This window comes from Bacillus sp. FSL W8-1141, assembly GCF_038593205.1.
GTDB lineage: Bacteria > Bacillota > Bacilli > Bacillales > Bacillaceae > Bacillus > Bacillus altitudinis.
On record NZ_CP151973.1, the window covers coordinates 3,090,585 to 3,107,923 of the forward strand.

17 protein-coding genes are annotated in these 17,339 nt (G+C 42.1%); 4 read left to right on the forward strand and 13 right to left on the reverse strand.

Annotation, left to right across the window (positions count from 1 at the left end; all coding sequences use genetic code 11):
* Positions 1-211: 211 nt before the first annotated feature.
* The 4 genes from NSQ52_RS15975 to NSQ52_RS15990 form a co-directional block, all read right to left on the reverse strand.
* Complete coding sequence (locus NSQ52_RS15975) at positions 212-823, reverse strand: trimeric intracellular cation channel family protein (protein WP_041507768.1); 612 nt, start codon at positions 821-823, stop codon at positions 212-214.
* 148 nt (positions 824-971) lie between these two features.
* Entirely contained in the window at positions 972-1,385 is a 414-nt protein-coding gene (locus NSQ52_RS15980) for a disulfide oxidoreductase (RefSeq protein WP_007500241.1), read from the reverse strand.
* The gene (locus NSQ52_RS15985) at positions 1,382-2,098 is read right to left on the reverse strand and encodes a DsbA family protein (RefSeq protein ID WP_342473571.1); all 717 of its coding nucleotides are present in this window, start codon (positions 2,096-2,098) and stop codon (positions 1,382-1,384) included. The genes NSQ52_RS15980 and NSQ52_RS15985 overlap by 4 nt, the downstream gene beginning before the upstream one ends.
* A 116-nt stretch (positions 2,099-2,214) precedes the next feature.
* Entirely contained in the window at positions 2,215-4,314 is a 2,100-nt protein-coding gene (locus NSQ52_RS15990) for a heavy metal translocating P-type ATPase (RefSeq protein WP_039168260.1), read from the reverse strand.
* 422 nt (positions 4,315-4,736) lie between these two features.
* Between NSQ52_RS15990 and NSQ52_RS15995 the strand changes: the two genes are divergently transcribed.
* The 3 genes from NSQ52_RS15995 to NSQ52_RS16005 are packed head-to-tail and all read left to right on the forward strand — an operon-like array spanning position 4,737 to position 7,304.
* Positions 4,737-5,480, forward strand: coding sequence for a metal ABC transporter ATP-binding protein (locus NSQ52_RS15995; protein WP_019743627.1), 744 nt, complete (start codon positions 4,737-4,739; stop codon positions 5,478-5,480).
* A complete protein-coding gene (locus tag NSQ52_RS16000; protein ID WP_007500236.1) occupies positions 5,480-6,352 on the forward strand; it encodes a metal ABC transporter permease in 873 nt (290 codons plus the stop codon). Before NSQ52_RS15995 ends, NSQ52_RS16000 begins: the two co-directional genes overlap by 1 nt.
* 13 nt (positions 6,353-6,365) lie before the next feature.
* Positions 6,366-7,304, forward strand: a complete 939-nt coding sequence (locus NSQ52_RS16005) for a metal ABC transporter substrate-binding protein (protein ID WP_024719816.1) — start codon at positions 6,366-6,368, stop codon at positions 7,302-7,304.
* Between the two features lie 37 nt (positions 7,305-7,341).
* Here NSQ52_RS16005 and NSQ52_RS16010 read toward each other — a convergent pair whose 3' ends face one another.
* Positions 7,342-7,890: a hypothetical protein gene (locus tag NSQ52_RS16010; RefSeq protein WP_017368056.1), complete on the reverse strand. Its 549-nt coding sequence runs from the start codon at positions 7,888-7,890 to the stop codon at positions 7,342-7,344.
* Between the two features lie 88 nt (positions 7,891-7,978).
* Between NSQ52_RS16010 and NSQ52_RS16015 the strand changes: the two genes are divergently transcribed.
* Positions 7,979-8,587 (forward strand): TetR/AcrR family transcriptional regulator, encoded by a 609-nt coding sequence (locus NSQ52_RS16015; RefSeq protein WP_039168270.1) that lies wholly within the window; start codon positions 7,979-7,981, stop codon positions 8,585-8,587.
* A 13-nt stretch (positions 8,588-8,600) separates the two neighbouring features.
* Here NSQ52_RS16015 and NSQ52_RS16020 read toward each other — a convergent pair whose 3' ends face one another.
* From NSQ52_RS16020 to NSQ52_RS16055, 8 genes are all read right to left on the reverse strand, one after another.
* A complete protein-coding gene (locus NSQ52_RS16020) occupies positions 8,601-9,533 on the reverse strand; it encodes a response regulator (protein WP_039168273.1) in 933 nt (310 codons plus the stop codon).
* Positions 9,530-10,846, reverse strand: a complete 1,317-nt coding sequence (locus tag NSQ52_RS16025) for a sensor histidine kinase (protein ID WP_259253497.1) — start codon at positions 10,844-10,846, stop codon at positions 9,530-9,532. Before NSQ52_RS16025 ends, NSQ52_RS16020 begins: the two co-directional genes overlap by 4 nt.
* A 117-nt stretch (positions 10,847-10,963) precedes the next feature.
* On the reverse strand, positions 10,964-12,409 hold the full coding sequence (gene aspA, locus NSQ52_RS16030) for an aspartate ammonia-lyase (protein WP_035701391.1): 1,446 nt from the start codon (positions 12,407-12,409) through the stop codon (positions 10,964-10,966).
* A 16-nt stretch (positions 12,410-12,425) separates the two neighbouring features.
* Entirely contained in the window at positions 12,426-13,703 is a 1,278-nt protein-coding gene (locus NSQ52_RS16035; protein WP_045034049.1) for a cation:dicarboxylase symporter family transporter, read from the reverse strand.
* 242 nt (positions 13,704-13,945) lie between these two features.
* The gene (locus tag NSQ52_RS16040; protein WP_045034048.1) at positions 13,946-14,143 is read right to left on the reverse strand and encodes a hypothetical protein; all 198 of its coding nucleotides are present in this window, start codon (positions 14,141-14,143) and stop codon (positions 13,946-13,948) included.
* Entirely contained in the window at positions 14,140-16,575 is a 2,436-nt protein-coding gene (locus tag NSQ52_RS16045) for a heavy metal translocating P-type ATPase (protein WP_342473573.1), read from the reverse strand. Before NSQ52_RS16045 ends, NSQ52_RS16040 begins: the two co-directional genes overlap by 4 nt.
* 84 nt (positions 16,576-16,659) lie before the next feature.
* A complete protein-coding gene (gene copZ / locus NSQ52_RS16050) occupies positions 16,660-16,866 on the reverse strand; it encodes a copper chaperone CopZ (RefSeq protein WP_017368060.1) in 207 nt (68 codons plus the stop codon).
* Between the two features lie 83 nt (positions 16,867-16,949).
* On the reverse strand, positions 16,950-17,255 hold the full coding sequence (locus NSQ52_RS16055; RefSeq protein WP_008347647.1) for a metal-sensing transcriptional repressor: 306 nt from the start codon (positions 17,253-17,255) through the stop codon (positions 16,950-16,952).
* Positions 17,256-17,339: the final 84 nt, after the last annotated feature.

Sequence of the window (17,339 nt, forward strand, 5' to 3'; positions counted from 1 at the left end):
GTATCCCGCAAAAAGCGAAACCAACACATAACAATCCATCTAGGCAAAAAAAGACTGAATCTACATATTCAGTCAAATGACAATATTTTCATCTCGTGTATTGTTCCAATGATGAATAAAGAACCTACTTTTATTTTACACGAAAACAGTTTGACCTGCTGACATCAAGCTCGAATAATACATAAAAAAAAGAGCGACATCGCCCTTTTCTTTACCCTTTATTTAAAAAATAAGACCTAGCGGGAAGCCGCCATTTGAATAAGTAGGAACAAACCCTGCATATGACAAGGATGACAAACAGCAGATATAAAGCAAACTCTCCTTGCGCTAAGCCGAGTCCGACGAGTAAGCCGCCAAGGGCTGCCCATACTGCGTAAATCTCTGCTTTTAGCACAAGTGGCTTTCGTCCTGCTAATAAATCACGCACAATGCCGCCGCCGCTTCCAGTCAAAATGGCTGCCACAATGACCGCACTGAGCGGGAGCTCTCTTTGTACAGCAAATAATGCGCCTTGAATCGCAAAGGCTGCTAAACCGATCGCATCCGAGAAATTCCCCCACGTGCTCCAGTGCTTGAGCAAAAGCTTTGGAAATAGGAACACGATCGTAATGGATACAAGGGCAATGGTAAACATTTTGCCCTGCGACCATAAAGCAGACACCGGAAGACCAATTAATAGATTCCGAATCGCTCCCCCGCCAAATGCTGTGACAATCCCTAAAATGTACACACCAAGAATATCGTACTCTTCTTCCATTGCGACAATCGCACCACTAATGGCGAATGCCACAATGCCAATAATACTTAACACTTCCCATGCCATTTTCCGCTTATCTCCTTACCATTGTCTGATCATCTAACACTCTCCCCTTAATGTATATCTGACACAAATGAAAAGCAATACAAATTTTCTTTAAATTTTATCTTTTTGCAAAAATAAAAAATAGCCTGCTTAAAAGCAGGCTATCTCCTCAATCTTCTTTTGCATTTAAAAGCAGCATACTAATGATGATCAGAATAAATGCAATGAGAGCTAAGAGTGGAATGGTGATAAAACCAAACCAGTTCAGATAATCAACGGAACAAGGAATACCGCTTAGACAAGGACGAATCGATGCAAAGCCTGGAATCTTTTGTTCCATATAATGATAGATGGAAAAGCAAGCACCAATCCCGGCCAAAGGGAGAACGTAGTACTTCACTTTGACATCGCCACGGAATGTAGCAATTCCAAGTAAAAGCACAAGCGGATACATGAAAATGCGCTGAAACCAGCACATATCACATGGAATAAACTTCTTTACTTCGCTTAAATACAGGCTGCTCATCGTCGCCACAATTGAGACGATCCAAGCGCTGTATAAGTAAATCAGTTTATTTTTCATGATTTTTTCCCTTTCAGCTCTTGATCAATTAATTCTTTGATTTCATCATAGTCATAAAAGTTTTGGACTTTTTTATTGTTAATGAAAATAGTTGGTGTTGCATTTACTTTGTATTGATTCACCAGCTGATCATCTGTGTTCAGCTGTGGCTGATATGTTTTCTTTGATAGGTTATCTTTCAGCTTGTCCGTATCAATTTTCGTTGTCTTCTTCGCCAATTCGGTGAGCTTTGCTGGCGTTACCCATTCTGCTTCACTATCTGGTTGTGCGTTGTAGACCGCTTCATGAAATGCCCAGAAGTTTTTCGGATCTTCTTTCCACACTTCTTCAGAAGCCAGTGCTGCTAATACCGCACCGTCCCCATGAACAGGCAGTGGTAAGTTAATAAATGAGAAGGATACATCGCCATTATCTATGTAGTCTGCTTTCAATTTTGGGAAAATGTCAGTCTCAAATGATTTACATGATGGACATTTGTAATCCCCAAACTCGACAACTTGCACTTTTGCCTTTTGATCTCCCATGACAGGCTGTCCTTTAATAGACGGCTTACTGTCGACTGTTTGTGCTTCTTGGCTGTTGTTGTTACCGATCACAACGAAAATACCGATGAGAAGAGCTGCAATGATGGTTAATATAACTGCAAACTTGATGGATGAAGATTGATTATTTTTTTTACTCACAAAAGCACCTACCTTATCTTTTTCATTCATTCCTTCACAAAGAAAAAGGATAACAGCTCAGGAAAATGCCATTATCCAACTTCTTCTATTTTAACAAGAGGGGGTCTATTATGAAAGACGCTATTCATGAATTTTTCCTTACAATTTTATTTCATGACCCTCATCGCATTTAAAACAGCCAGTACAGTGACACCAACATCCGAGAAGACGGCTTCCCACATCGTTGCAATACCGAATGCACCAAGTATGAGAAAGACGGCTTTCACCCCAAGAGCAAACGCAATATTCTGCCATACGATGGCTCTCGTTCTTTTAGCGACAGCAATAGCTTCCGCTACCTTCGATGGCTGATCTGTCATAATCACAATATCAGCCGCTTCAACTGCTGCATCTGAACCAAGTCCACCCATGGCAATACCTATATCCGCTCTTGCCAAAACCGGCGTATCGTTTATGCCATCACCAACAAACAATAATTTGTCTTGAGATGCTTTTTTCTCATACATGTCTTCGATTTTGGCGACTTTATCCTGTGGCAATAATTCAGTGTGAACTTCGTCAATGCCGATCTGCTGTGCGACTGCATTTCCTACTTGCGAAGCATCCCCTGTAAGCATCACGGTTTGAATGCCCGCAGCTTTTAGAGAAGATATCGCTTCAACTGCATCGTCTTTTACTTCATCTGCAATCAAGATCGATCCCGCAAACTCACCGTCTATTGCTAAATACACAACCGTTCCGCTTCGTTTTTCTTTTTCAAAAGCAATGCCCTCTCGTTCCATAAGGCGATGGTTACCTGCCAATACATGAGCTCCGCGAATTGTCGCTTTGATCCCATGACCCGCAATATCCTCGTAAGATTCGATCTGGCTCTCATCAAGAGACGCTCCGTAAGCCGCCTTAATCGATTCTGCAATCGGATGCGAAGAATGCGCTTCTGCCAGCGCTGCAAAAGAAAGCAATTCCTCTTCTGACCATTTCTCATTCGCTGCTTCGATATGAGTGACTGTAAAGTTCCCTTTTGTCAAAGTACCTGTTTTATCAAACACCGCATAGCGGACAGAGTTCAAGGCTTCTAAGTAATTACTGCCTTTCACTAAAATGCCTCGTTTTGATGCGGCACCAATCCCGCCAAAGAAACCTAATGGAATGGATACAACGAGAGCACATGGACACGAAATGACAAGAAAGACAAGTGCCCGGTACACCCAATCAGACAATTGAGCTGATGGGATGAGAAGCGGTGGTACAAAGGCAAGCAATAAAGCTAGCACGACCACAGCAGGTGTATAATATTTAGCGAACTTTGTGATAAAGTTTTCTGTCTGCGCTTTACGGCTGCTTGCATTTTCGACTAAATCCAAAATCTTCGTAACCGCTGACTCACTGAGCTCTTTTTGCACTTCAATTTCAAGAATACCGTTTTGGTTCACAAATCCAGCAAGCACTTCTTTTCCTGCTTCCACATCTCTTGGAACAGACTCCCCAGTTAGTGCAGAGGTATCCACAAGAGAATAACCGTCTATCACACGTCCATCCAAAGGAATTTTTTCACCTGGTTTAACGACAATACGGTCACCAGCTTTGACTTCTTCCGGCTTTACCTTTTTTGTTTCTTGCCCCACTTTGAGGTTTGCGTATTCTGGACGGATATTCATTAATTCGCTAATTGATTTTCTAGAGCGATTCACAGCTGCCCCTTGGAACAGTTCTCCAATTTGGTAAAACAGCATGACTGCCAGTGCCTCAGGATACTGCTGAATCACAAAAGCACCAACTGTAGCTATGGTCATTAAGAAGTTCTCATCAAATACTTGACCGCGCACAATATTTTTCAGTGCTTTCAAGACAACATCTCCGCCAACTAGTAAATACGCGGCGAAAAACATGATGAACTTCAGTAAGCCATTGTCAGGTATAAAATAAGCCGCCGTTCCAATGACTGCACCACCAATTAATTTCAGTACAATCGTTTTTAAATTCTTTGTTCCATGATCGTGATCGTGGTGATGTCCTTCTTCTTTTGGTGATACACTCACATGAGGTTCAATGGACTGAACGGTTTTTTCAATACGCTTTGACATCGTTTCTTGTGCATCAGCATGTGTCACAGTTAATGTACCCGTCGCAAAATTAATTGAGCAGGCTTCCACTCCTTCGAGTTTGCTGACACCTGTTTCAATTTTACGTGCACAGTTTCCACAATCGAGACCGCTTAATACGTATTCATCCTTCATCTTTTTCATGTTCTCACCTTTTTCTATATAAGTAGCCTTCCCTGATTCAATCAAACCTATCAGCTGCTGTAGATATTATATATGAGCACATATTCATATATTGAATTACCCTTATTATATGAGGAGTTCTTACAAACTGTCAATCATTTATAAGCAAATGTTTGAGATTTTTCGTATTCAAGGATGTCACGTGAATTTTCAATAATCCATGCTCATGTCCCCTCTTCGTTGCATAACATAAAAACGATCGCTTGATGGGAATATTCAGCATTTCTCTTTACAAAAGAAGGACATACGATTAGAATAAGATGAAAGTTTCCTTAAGGAAACAAATTAGCGTTAGAGAATCATTTCATCCTTTAGTCAAAATTATTAAATGTATGCATATATTTTTAGGAAACGCAATTGATGATCGAAAGGGGCCTTAAGAGATGTCATATGCTTTAACAATCGACCGCCTGTATGTCTCATACCACGGACAGGATGCACTAGAAAACGTCTCTCTTTCCATACAGGAAGGAACGATGACTGGAATCATTGGTCCAAATGGTGCTGGTAAATCGACTTTATTGAAAGCATGTTTGGATTTAATTGAAAAGGATCAAGGCGACATTCGTTTTTTTGAACAACCCTTTAAACAAGTGAGAAAACAGATCGCCTATGTACCGCAAAGAAATGATCTAGACTGGACGTTTCCTATCCATGTACTGGATACCGTACTGCTTGGCACATACCCAAAGCTCGGATTGATCAAACGACCGAAAAAAGAGGACCGTGCCTATGCGTACCATTGCTTAGAAAAGGTCGGGATGCAGGACTTTGCCAAAAGACAGATTGGGGAACTATCCGGCGGTCAGCAGCAGCGTGTCTTCCTTGCGCGAGCACTCGCTCAAAACGCACAGCTCTTTTGTTTAGATGAACCATTTGTCGGAATTGATATGGCAAGTGAAGAAACGATGATCCGCATTTTGAAGGAATTACGAGATGAAGGAAAAACCATTCTGGTCGTCCACCATGACTTAAGTAAAGCCGATGATTACTTCAGCCATCTCGTTCTTCTAAATAAGAAGCTGGTCAAAGCAGGGCCTGTCCATGATATTCTTCGTCCTGAGGTCATGCTCCAAGCATATGAAACACAGCTGCCATTTTTAAAATCAGCAGGAGGAGACGCGTAATGGAATTCTTAACCGGACTTTTTGAATATGCGTTTTTACAAAAAGCGTTATTTACATCCGTTATGGTAGGGATCATCTGCGGCGTCATTGGCTGCTTTATCATTTTACGGGGAATGGCTTTGATGGGAGATGCGATTTCACACGCTGTACTTCCAGGTGTCGCCATCTCTTATATGCTCGGCATTAACTTTTTCTTTGGTGCGGTTCTAACTGGTGTACTGACAGCCATCGGCATCGGATATGTCAGTCAAAACAGCCGCATTAAAAATGATTCTGCCATCGGGATCGTATTCACTGCTTTTTTTTCCATTGGGATCATTTTGATTACATTTTTAAAAAGTTCCAGCGATTTATATCATATCTTGTTTGGAAACGTACTAGCCGTTCGTTCATCTGATATGTGGATCACGCTTGGCATCGGCATTTTCATTTTGCTAGCTGTCATTGTTTTCTACAAAGAACTGCTCATTAGTTCATTTGATCCAGTGATTTCTTCTGTATACGGTTTACCGAATCGCATGATCCATTATTTCCTCATGACCTTATTGACCTTAGTGACCGTGGCATCCCTGCAAACTGTAGGTATTATTCTTGTTGTTGCAATGCTTATTACACCAGCTGCCACCGCTTATTTATTGACAGACCGGCTATGGATCATGATTTATTTATCTGCTTTTTTTGGAGCAGTTTCAGCCGTCGTAGGACTTGGGCTCAGCTTTACGTATAACTTGTCGTCTGGTGCTTCCATTGTGCTGGTCGCGACCATATTATTCGGCAGTGCCTTTATCTTTTCACCGAAACAAGGAATATTGTGGAGATCCTTAAAATCGAAGCGAAAACGAACACAGTTAAAAAAGGAAGCGTCTATGTAAAAGGAGGACATATATGAAGAAGGTATTAGCAATCCGTTTGACCGCAGTATGTATTGCCCTTTTGGTCATCGCAGGCTGTTCTACTCAGCAAAAAAGTTCCGGAAAAGATGACGGTAAATTAAAAGTTGTCACGACCTACTCCATTCTTTATGACATTGTGAAGGAAGTAGGAGGACAGCATGTCTCTATTCACAGCATTGTTCCCATTGGTACAGACCCACATGAATTTGACCCACTGCCAAAGGATGTTCAGTATACGACGGATGCAGACCTTGTTCTATCTAATGGCTTGAACCTTGAAACAGGGAATGGCTGGTTTCAAAAACTGCTTGAATCGAGCGGCAAGGACGGGGATGATGCACCTGTAGCCGAGCTGAGTAAAGGCGTCAAAGTGAAGCATTTGTCTTCAAAAGGGCTTGAAAGCCAGCAGGACCCACACGCATGGCTGAATGTCGAGAATGGGATTCTTTATGCGCAAAATGCCAGAGATGCGCTCATTCAAGCAGATCCTGAGCATAAAGAGGATTACGAGAAAAATGCTGAAACCTATATCAAAAAGCTTCAAACGCTTCACGATGAAGCAAAAGACAAATTTGATCAACTGCCAAAAGACAAAAAACTCCTTGTCACAAGCGAAGGGGCATTTAAATATTTTGCGGATGCGTATGGACTGAAAGCCGGCTACATTTGGGAGATCAACACAGAAAGTGAAGGAACACCTGGACAAATGAAGCGCATCATTCATTTTGTCAAAGACCATCAAGTGCCTGCCCTTTTTCTTGAAACAAGTGTAGATAAGCGCAGCCTTGAAAGCCTATCTGAGGAAACCGGAGTTCCGATTAAGGGGAAAGTATTTACGGATTCTATTGGCAAAGAAGGTGAAGATGGGGACAGCTACTATAAGATGATGAAATGGAATATTGACACCATTTATAAAGGACTGTCATCATAAGAAAAGACAGGTGGAGTAAATCCGCCTGTCTTTTTTGTCATCCTGCTATATTTTCCGGGTGTTTTTTCGGCCAAATGACGTAGCTGATGCTAATGATGAAATCAATGGTTAAGACCATCCCCCACACACTGACAAGCTGCATCAGAGATTCCGTTCGTTCTGGTGCTTGGATGAGATAGGTCAATCCATATAATAGCCCCGCTCCGATGACATAAGAGATGAAATGACGCGTCCAGCCCACCATTTCATACAAAGACCGCTCCTTCCCGTACTTGGGTTTTCCCTTTGGCTTAGGACCACCTGCAAAACGATAAGCAAACCGGGCATCCGCCCATTTCACCATTTGATGTCCAAAGGCCAGACTCACACCAATATAAACAGCCGCAAGCCCGTGAATGACGCTCGCCACAGCCCCTTGCTTTAAATCTATATAAGTAGCCGCAAGAAGGATGAGATCTAAAACCGGCGTACAGACAAGAAAGAAAGCACCCCATTTTTTCTGTTTAAACACATAACGCAGTGTTAAGCCCATTAGAATAAACAGCCAAAAACCAATTTCACATGCCACAATCAATAAACCGACCAATTTCCCCACATCCTTTTTAATACGATTGTATTAAATAAAAAATAACACAACTGTGTTAAAAAAACAATAGCTGTGCTAAAATCAACGTATGCCAAAAATCGTCGATCACCATAAACAAAAACAAAAGGTCGCTCAAGCTGCTATGAGAGTGATTAAACAAGAGGGATTGGAAAGCGCTTCTGTACGAAAAATAGCCGTAGAAGCTGGCATTTCAGCCGGCTCTATGCGTCATTATTTTTCCACACAGCAAGAATTGTTTCTATTCTCCATGAATTTAATTCAGGAAAGAGTGAAGGAGCGAATTGCTAGGCTTCCATTAAACGGTTCAACAGAGGAAAATGTATTCACTTTATTGGAGCAGGTTCTTCCACTAGACGAAGAACGAATATTTGAAATGGAGGTGTGGCAGGCTTTTACAGTCAAGGCACTGACTGAACCAGATTTACAGCCGCTCAATGCAAAGATGTATGACGAGCTTTTTCAAACCGTTCAATTTTGCTTAATGAAATTGAAAGAGGATAAGCTACTGCTAGATCATATCGATCTTTTATTAGAAACTGAGCGGCTTTATGCGGTCATCAATGGGCTTGCATTGAATGGAATCGTACAGCCCCATCGTTTACCGCCTCAGCTCATGCGCTCCGTGCTGCAGATGCATCTTCAATCCATCACAAAAAAAGACATGCCCTCCTTATAGAGAGCATGTCTTTTTAATCTTCCATAAAAATACGTTTTGCCTCGTAATAAAGCACCTGTACAAATTTCTTCACATTGATACGTGTGTGCTCTTCTCTTCCACTTGTCTCTTTTGTGAGTTCACTCATTTTCTTACGCACAATGGTAAAATCGAAAAATTTTGATGCATAGTTTTCAAAGGTTGGGTGAGAAAAATCGGTTAACCCGAGCGAGGCGATGTGTTTCAATGATTGGTTGATCGCACGTCTTACCCGCTGTTCCGCTGCTTTTGCTTCTCTTGCGATGTCTGCTGATGTAAAAGGTTCGTTTAATTTATCCTCTGTGATGCCAGTAAAAATCACTTTTAATGAAGGAAAAGAGTCGTGCTGATCGGCATGTAACGCTAAATACTGATCTGTGAAAAGAATCATATCTAGTAAATCCTTAGACCCCTTTTCACCGACAATCCCAAGCTCCGCGAGCAAAAACTGACCTGCCTCTGCAAGACTTTTCCCGCGTTGCTTCGTTTTTGTCTGTCCGCGCTGCTGGAACTGCATGACCGATTTGAGCGAATGCTGAATATTTTCAATCGAGTGCTCTAAATGCAGCCGCTCAATCATGAGATGGAGCACACTTAAGACCTCTACTCGATTGATCGGCTTTGTCACATAATACTCGACACCGAGTGTATATGCCTGGCCGATGAGTTCCTTTGTTTCTACCTGTGACAGCATTAAATATTTCCCATGAAATTCATCCTTGATCGCTCGAATCGTCTCAAGACCGTCCCTTTCCGGCATCAGAAGATCAATACACAAGATATCAATATGCAAATCATTTAAGTAGCTCGCTGTTACTTCAGCACCATCCTCTGCTTCCCCTGCCACAATGCCAAGCTCTTCATCTTCAATGAGCTGTGCCAGTGAAGAACGAACAGCTTCATCATCATCAACAATAAAAAATCTCATCTCCCATTCCCCTCTTTTCTGCTGACTTGATCAATTGGTATCGTTAAAGTGAAAATCGTTTGTTGATTTGGGATACTCTTCATTTCAACACTTCCGCCAAGCTTCTCGGCTGTGTCTTTCACATAGGAAAGACCGATGCCGCTTGATGGGTTCCCGGCTTGGTCGTATTTTAAAGTGAAGCCCGGTTTAAAGATCACATGATGGTTACGCTCTTTAATGCCTGGCCCGTTGTCACTGATTTGAAAAATCACATCATTCTCTTTCCGCAAAATGGATAGTGATACCTCTCCATTCACCGGAATGGCTTCAACGGCATTGGATACAATGTTATTTAATAAAGATAGAATGGTATACACGTGATAAGCGGGATGCTGCCCATCTTCATCATAATGAAAAACGATTTGTTTTTTAAGAGATTCCGCGTAATTTTCATGGATACGAATCACAAGTCCAGCGATATGAGCAGGACTTGCATACTCCTGAAAGTTTTCCTCATGAATCAGTTTTGATAAGGCAGAAAAAATCCGCTGATTATCCTTTTTGATTTCGTGTACCTCACCTGCAATTTGCAGGGCTGTTTTTCCGAGTTTTTTCAAATCTAATGATTCCGTATCCTTTGCATGATGCAGAGATTGATACAATTGATATGAAGTAGCTGTAATGTGCTCAGCATGTGCAAGGGTTTTATAAAAATATGTAGATTCCGTATAAAGATTTGACAGCAGCATCAACAGGTGTTCCTTTTCCTTCTTCATTTGGCGCTCTCTCGCCTGTTCTTCGTATAATCGAATCATCGTATAACAAGCCAATACGAAAAAGCTTCTGAAAATCGCCAGTACAAATAGTTGAAACAGCGTTCTCACTGTTAAAATTTCATCAATGGCTCCCCTGAGTGCAATCATTTCGACTACACTTGCACATAGTTCCATGATGATCCCTGTTGCCCCAATGAGCCAAGGCTTATCACGGAAACGTCTGACCTGTAATACATAAAAAAGCGTACCATAGACGACGTAATACAGCAGGGAAGGAAATCTTAAAGAAACGGCCTCTTCCAGCGCTAAGTGGCCTGACACAGCAGTATCAAGAAGCACCCGGAATGCAAACACTGATCCCCCCGCAATGATGCCGCTTGCCCATGCCGGGAATTTTTTCATTTGAAGCAGAATAAAGAAAAAGACAACGGTTCCAAAGCTGACCCGAAAGCTATCCTCAAATGGATAAAATTTCAGCTCTCCCCCAATCGGAGTCAGAACAATGAGCATGATAATTAAATAAGGCTCTGTATTCAACCATTTTTTCAGTAGATTCAAACGCAGTCACATCCCTAATAATTGACGATAGTATACTATGTGAGCTTCAGAAAAACAAACAGTCCATGAAAAAACGCACACCGGACATTTGTCGGTGTGCGCTTCTCATGATGCCGCTTAATCTTCTAAACGATCCTTTTCTAAAAGTGATGCACCAGCAATACCTGGTTTCGTCATTTCAAAAGGATTTAAGATGACATCAAGCTCTTCCTCTGATAACACATCATTTTGCAGACAAAGCTCACGTACAGATACGCCTGTAAGAATCGCTTCTCTCGCGATTCGTGCAGCAGCTTCATAACCAATATGCGGATTGACCGCCGTCATGACACCAGCACTCTTTTCTACATATTCTTTTAATCTAGATTCATCTGCTTTTAGGTCACGCAAGCAGTTATCGACAAAGGATTCAAATACATTTTTCATCATGCTGAGAGACTGTAGTAAGTTGAATATTAAAACTGGCTCCATGACGTTCAGTTCAAGCTGACCAGCCTCTGATGCAAGGCAGATCGTGTGGTCATTTCCAATGACTTGGAATGCCACTTGGTTCATGACCTCAGGCATCACTGGGTTGACTTTCCCTGGCATGATAGATGAACCTGGCTGTCTCGGCGGCAAGTGCAGCTCACCAAAGCCTGCTCTAGGACCCGAAGCCATCAAACGAATATCGTTTGCCATTTTGGACATATTCATCATACATACTTTGAGTGCAGCTGATACTTCTGTATAAGCATCTGTATTTTGCGTAGCATCGACCAAATCTTCTGCTCCAACTAACGGCAATCCGCTAATGTCAGCTAGATAACCAACTACCTGGCGAATATATTTAGGATCAGCATTCAGTCCTGTTCCAACTGCTGTTGCGCCCATATTGACTTCATATAAATGCTGTCTAGACTGCTTGATTCGTTTAATATCACGAGCAAGAACCTTTGCATATGCACTAAACTCTTGACCAAGTCTGATTGGAACAGCGTCCTGAAGATGCGTACGTCCCATTTTGATGACATGATCGAATTCTTGCGCTTTTTCTGTCATGACTTGATGCATGTTTTCCATCGTATAAAGTAGTTTCTCAATCATATTCAATGTTGAAATATGAATCGCTGTTGGGAAAACGTCGTTTGTTGACTGCGACATGTTCACATGCGTGTTTGGACTTAGCTCAGTATAAGCGCCTTTTTCCTTTCCTAGTAGTTCAAGCGCTCTGTTTGCAATGACTTCATTGGCATTCATATTCATTGAAGTGCCAGCCCCGCCTTGAATTGGATCGACAATAAATTGATTGTTCCATTTTCCTTCAATAACCTCATCTGCGGCTTGAACAATTTTTTCTCCAAGACCAGCATATAGTCGCTTTGTATCCATATTTGCAAGTGCGGCTGCCTTTTTGACAATCCCTAATGCTTTGATGAGTTCCTCATGAACATGGTAGCCAGTAATTGGAAAGTTCTCTACTGCACGTAATGTTTGAATTCCATAATACGCTTGAGTGTCTACTTCCTTTTCACCTAGAAAGTCTCGTTCGATACGAACTTGCTTGTCCTGTAGCTTCGTCATTTGAAAAGATCTCCTTTTACGCTGCTTTTGTTTGTTGTTTTAATTCCTCAATATACTTCTTCGATTTCTCTTGATCAAACACTTTTTCCCACTTAGACATGACAATGGCTGCAAGTGAGTTACCAAATACGTTAACAGTTGTACGAACCATGTCAAGGATACGGTCGATCCCAACGATGAAGGCAAGTCCTTCAAGTGGAAGTCCCATTGCTCCAAGTGTTGTGATGACAACAACGATCGATGCACCTGGTACACCAGCCATTCCTTTTGATGTGAGCATTAAGATTAATAGTAACGTAATTTGCTCATAGATGGAAAGAGGCATGCCGTACATTTGTGCAACAAATATGGCGGCAATGGATTGATAGATGGCACTTCCATCTAAGTTAAAGGTATAGCCTGTTGGGATAACGAACGACGTGATCGCTTTCGGGCATCCGAACTTCTCCATTTTGTCCATTAATCTAGGCAATACAGCTTCTGAACTTGCTGTTGAGAATGCAAGAATGATTTCTTCTTTTAACACTCTAAATAGTGTAAAGACGCTTGTTCCAGCTAATTTTGCGATAATGCCAAGTACGACAATAACGAAGAATGCCATTGTGCCGTAAACGACAAGTACCAGTTTACCTAGCGGGAGAAGCGCTCCGACCCCGAATTTGATCACCGTCACACTGATGAGCGCGAATACACCAAATGGTGCAAACTTCATCACTTTATTGGTCACCCAGAACATCGCTTCGAGGATGCCCTCAAAAAATCCTAACACTGGTTTTCCTTTGTCTCCAACTGCTGCAATTCCTAATCCGAATAACACTGTAAAGAAGATTGTTGGTAATAGATCACCTTCTGCAATAGATTGGAACACGTTTGTTGGCACAAGATGCACAATCGTTTCAGAGAAACTAGCTTTTTCGGAAGAAGCTTTTGATGTCTCTTCATATTTAGAGATATCGCCTTTCTCCATGTTACTCATATCAATTCCTGTACCAGGATGGAAAACGTTTGCTGCAAGCAGTCCAACTGCTAATGCAATCGTTGTCACAATTTCGAAGTAAAGAATCGTTTTCCCACCGAGTCTTCCGATGGTTTTCATATCGCCTACACCAGCAACGGCTACAATCAATGCAGCAATAACAATTGGAAGAACGATCATTTTAATTAAGTGGATGAATATATCGCCAATCGGCGTTAACACATTAATAACGGTTTCATTTTGATAAAATAGTGCTCCTACGACAACACCCAAAACAAGTGCGATGAGTATTTGAGAAGCTAACCCTAACTTTTTCATACGTGGACCCCCTTTTTTTGATAACGCTTTCTTTGTTGCCTAATCGCATCTTAACGATGAACCTACAAAAAACGACAAAAAGGAACAAAAAGAAGTGAATTTTTTATGAAAAATCTTTTAAAAGGTGGGTTTTTCCACAAAATTGTTAAAAAAAGACTTCGCTTTTGGCGAAGTCTCAGGTTGTTGAGAAAGAGCTAAAATGAACTTTATGTTAGCTATTTGTGATAGAAATCCATTGAAGTCTAGAAAGGGCGAGCACCGAAGCGCAGGACTGACACCGAATGCGAGGACTTCGCTTCTGATGAAGTCTCATGTTGCATATGATCAGCTGGCAGCTCTTGAAGAGGAGAAAGTTCGACATAAATCGCATAGCCTATCAGTACAAAGGCTACATAAATCACAGCACTCAACGTCCACACCCATTTGACATTCAGCTTCATTTTGCCACACCCTCTCTGACAGGTTTCAATCGCTGTAATCTTAGTGCGTTCAGCACAACCGATACAGAACTAAAGGCCATTGCCGCTCCTGCAAGCCATGGTGCCAGGAACCCAAATGCGGCGACTGGTATGCCAATACAATTGTAAGCAAGTGCCCAAAATAGATTCTGTTTAATGTTTCTCATCGTTTTTCTGCTAAATTCAAGTGCATCTGCAATGGCATGGAGATCTCCTGTCATGAGCGTAATATCTGCCGCTTCCATGGCAACATCTGTACCTGTTCCGACAGCCATCCCGATATTTGCTGTTGCAAGGGCAGGGGCATCATTGATGCCGTCTCCAACCATCGCCACTTTTTTTCCTTGTTTCTGAAGCGCTACAATATGAGCCGCTTTTTCCTCTGGAAGAACTTCAGCAATGACATGATCTATGCCTGCCTCACTCGCAATCGCTTCTGCTGTGCGTTTGTTATCTCCTGTCATCATCACGACGTGAATCCCTTGCTCTTTGAGACGAGCGACCGCTTGAGAAGAAGACGATTTGATTGTATCAGCAACGGCGACAATACCTGCTGGCTCGCCGTCAATGGCAATGAGCATCGCCGTTTTTCCTTGTTCTTCAAGCTCAGTCACAACTGCTTCTAGTGCTTCGCAGCTGATATGATGTTTCTTTAGGAGTTTCCGTGTGCCAATCAAAAGCTCATGTCCTGCAGCTCTTGCTTCAATTCCATGACCAGGATCTGCTTGAAAGGCTTCTACCTCGACCGCTTGGAGACCCCGGTTCTTCATGCCTTCTGTGATTGCTCTGGCAAGTGGATGCTCTGACTGCTGTTCTGCCGATCCTGCTAACTGAAGCAGCGTATCTTCTGTCCAATTGGCAGACGCAATCACATCTGTAAGACTCGGCTCCCCTTTTGTCACAGTCCCTGTTTTATCTAGCACTACTGTATCTAGTGATTGCGTTATCTCTAAATGCTCTCCGCCTTTAAACAGAATCCCTGATTCAGCTGCCCGGCCGCTGCCTGCCATAATAGAGGTCGGTGTAGCAAGGCCAAGCGCACAAGGACATGCGATGACGATGACTGCTATAAAGGTTTCAAGGGCTGCTGTCACATTTCCTGGATCAACAAAGATATACCAAATCAGAAAAGTGAGCACAGCCAATCCTACAACAATGGGGACAAATATCCCTGAAATTTGATCTGCCATTCTTTGAATTGGTGCTTTTGAGCCTTGCGCTTGTTCGACGACTCGAATGATTTGTGAAAGAGCCGTTTCTTTTCCTACTTTTGTTGCTTTCACTTTCACAAATCCATTTTTATTGATGGTTGCCCCGATGACTGTATCTCCTGTGATTTTATCAACTGGCAGACTTTCTCCTGTAATCATCGATTCGTCGATCGCTGTTGTTCCTTCGATGATTTCTCCGTCTACCGGGACTTTTTCACCTGGCTTGACGAACACAAGATCATTCACTTTCACTTCAGAAATAGGAACGGTCATTTCTTTCCCATCTCGCTCTATCACAGCTTCTTTCGCTTGTAAGCCCATCAGTTTTTGAATCGCTTCTGATGATCTCCCTTTCGCTCTTGCTTCCATTAACTTTCCGAGCACAATCAACGTAATCAGCACAGCACTCGTTTCATAATAAAGGGCCGCTTCATGTGTGCCTTGAACCGCTGACTGAATACTTTCATATAAACTATAGAAAAAAGCAGCCGATGTCCCTAGTGCCACAAGGACATCCATATTGGCACTTTTATTTTTCAACGCTTTATAAGCACCTACATAAAAAGGCCAGCCGACAATGAACTGGACGGGCGCTGCTAATGCGAGCTGAACCCATGGATTCATAAATGCTTCTGGCAGCCAAATAAACGATGTGAAAGAAAAATGACTGACCATTGCCCAAAGAAGAGGCAATGACAAAATCATCGAGAACAAAAAGCGTGCCATTTGTTTCTCAATCGCTACTTGGCGATGGTCTTTTTTCCCTTCCTCTGCATGCTCTTCGGCTGGTTCAATTAATGAATATCCAATGGATTTCACAGCCTCTTTTATGTCACTTGGAGATATTTTCCCTGGATGATATGTCACCTGAAGTGACTCAAGCGCAAAGTTCACTGACCCTTGATCAATACCATCCATCCGGTTGACTTTTTTCTCAATTCGATTTGCACAAGCCGCACATGTCATTCCCTCTATATCAAATTCGGCTTGCTCCATCACCACATCATAGCCAAGAGATTGAATTTTTTGTTTTAGATCCTCTGTTGTGAGTTGTTCTGTTTCATACACAATGTGGGATGTTTCAAGCGCAAAATTCACACTGGCGTCATCCACACCTTCCAACCTGTTCAAGCCCTTTTCAATGCGGCCTGCACAGGCGGCGCAAGTCATTCCCGTAATTTGAAAATCAATTTCTTTTTTCATTTATCTCACCTCTCCACATACTCCATGGGGGTATTGTTATTTTTAAAAAAATACGTGCTGTCTTATGCAGCACGTATGCTCATTTTATACGACATCATATCCCTGTTCTTCAATGACATCAGAGATCTGGTGTAACGTGATTTGATCTGGGTGAAAGGAAACCTCCACCTGCCCCTTATCTAAATGGACTTTCACAGATTCAACACCTGCTAATTCTCCTACATTTCCTTCGACTGCTTTCACACAATGTCCGCAAGACATGCCTTGCACTTGTAGTGTTGCTTGTTCCACTTCTCATCGCCTCCATCAATCATTTTCTACTTTTACTATACCCTAGTAGGGTATCATTGTAAACATAAATGATCCGCTTTTTGCTACGATTTTGTCAGCTTCGTGAAGACATTCATTAACTCCTCAATGGCTTCATCCCCATTACCGCTCTTAATGGCATCCGCTACGCAGTGATGTGTATGCTTTTCCATTAATTGAAGACTCACTTTTTTTAAAGCTGCATTGACAGCAGAAATTTGATTCACGACATCTATGCAGTAACGATCGTTTTCAATCATTTGCTGAATTCCTCGCACTTGACCTTCCACTCGTTTTAAGCGATTGATTAATTGCTCTTTTTCCTTCTCAGCTCTAGGCGAAGCGATATGTCTTTCTTCTTGTTCTGTCATCTGATCACCTTTTTCTATCATACTTGTGTTACATTCAATTAAAGCATATCTTCACCTGAAAAGGCAAAGATATGCTGTGATCAC

What these genes read in the sequence shown, in the direction of transcription:
- NSQ52_RS15980 (WP_007500241.1), bottom strand. Translation starts at nt 1,385, where the DNA reads ATGAAAAATAAACTGATTTACTTATACAGCGCTTGGATCGTCTCAATT.
- NSQ52_RS15990 (WP_039168260.1), bottom strand. Translation starts at nt 4,314, where the DNA reads ATGAAAAAGATGAAGGATGAATACGTATTAAGCGGTCTCGATTGTGGA.
- NSQ52_RS15985 (WP_342473571.1), bottom strand. Translation starts at nt 2,098, where the DNA reads ATGAATGAAAAAGATAAGGTAGGTGCTTTTGTGAGTAAAAAAAATAAT.
- NSQ52_RS16015 (WP_039168270.1), top strand. Translation starts at nt 7,979, where the DNA reads ATGCCAAAAATCGTCGATCACCATAAACAAAAACAAAAGGTCGCTCAA.
- aspA (WP_035701391.1), bottom strand. Translation starts at nt 12,409, where the DNA reads ATGACGAAGCTACAGGACAAGCAAGTTCGTATCGAACGAGACTTTCTA.
- NSQ52_RS16000 (WP_007500236.1), top strand. Translation starts at nt 5,480, where the DNA reads ATGGAATTCTTAACCGGACTTTTTGAATATGCGTTTTTACAAAAAGCG.
- NSQ52_RS15995 (WP_019743627.1), top strand. Translation starts at nt 4,737, where the DNA reads ATGTCATATGCTTTAACAATCGACCGCCTGTATGTCTCATACCACGGA.
- NSQ52_RS16040 (WP_045034048.1), bottom strand. Translation starts at nt 14,143, where the DNA reads ATGAAGCTGAATGTCAAATGGGTGTGGACGTTGAGTGCTGTGATTTAT.
- NSQ52_RS16020 (WP_039168273.1), bottom strand. Translation starts at nt 9,533, where the DNA reads ATGAGATTTTTTATTGTTGATGATGATGAAGCTGTTCGTTCTTCACTG.
- NSQ52_RS15975 (WP_041507768.1), bottom strand. Translation starts at nt 823, where the DNA reads ATGGCATGGGAAGTGTTAAGTATTATTGGCATTGTGGCATTCGCCATT.
- NSQ52_RS16055 (WP_008347647.1), bottom strand. Translation starts at nt 17,255, where the DNA reads ATGACAGAACAAGAAGAAAGACATATCGCTTCGCCTAGAGCTGAGAAG.
- NSQ52_RS16005 (WP_024719816.1), top strand. Translation starts at nt 6,366, where the DNA reads ATGAAGAAGGTATTAGCAATCCGTTTGACCGCAGTATGTATTGCCCTT.
- NSQ52_RS16035 (WP_045034049.1), bottom strand. Translation starts at nt 13,703, where the DNA reads ATGAAAAAGTTAGGGTTAGCTTCTCAAATACTCATCGCACTTGTTTTG.
- NSQ52_RS16045 (WP_342473573.1), bottom strand. Translation starts at nt 16,575, where the DNA reads ATGAAAAAAGAAATTGATTTTCAAATTACGGGAATGACTTGCGCCGCC.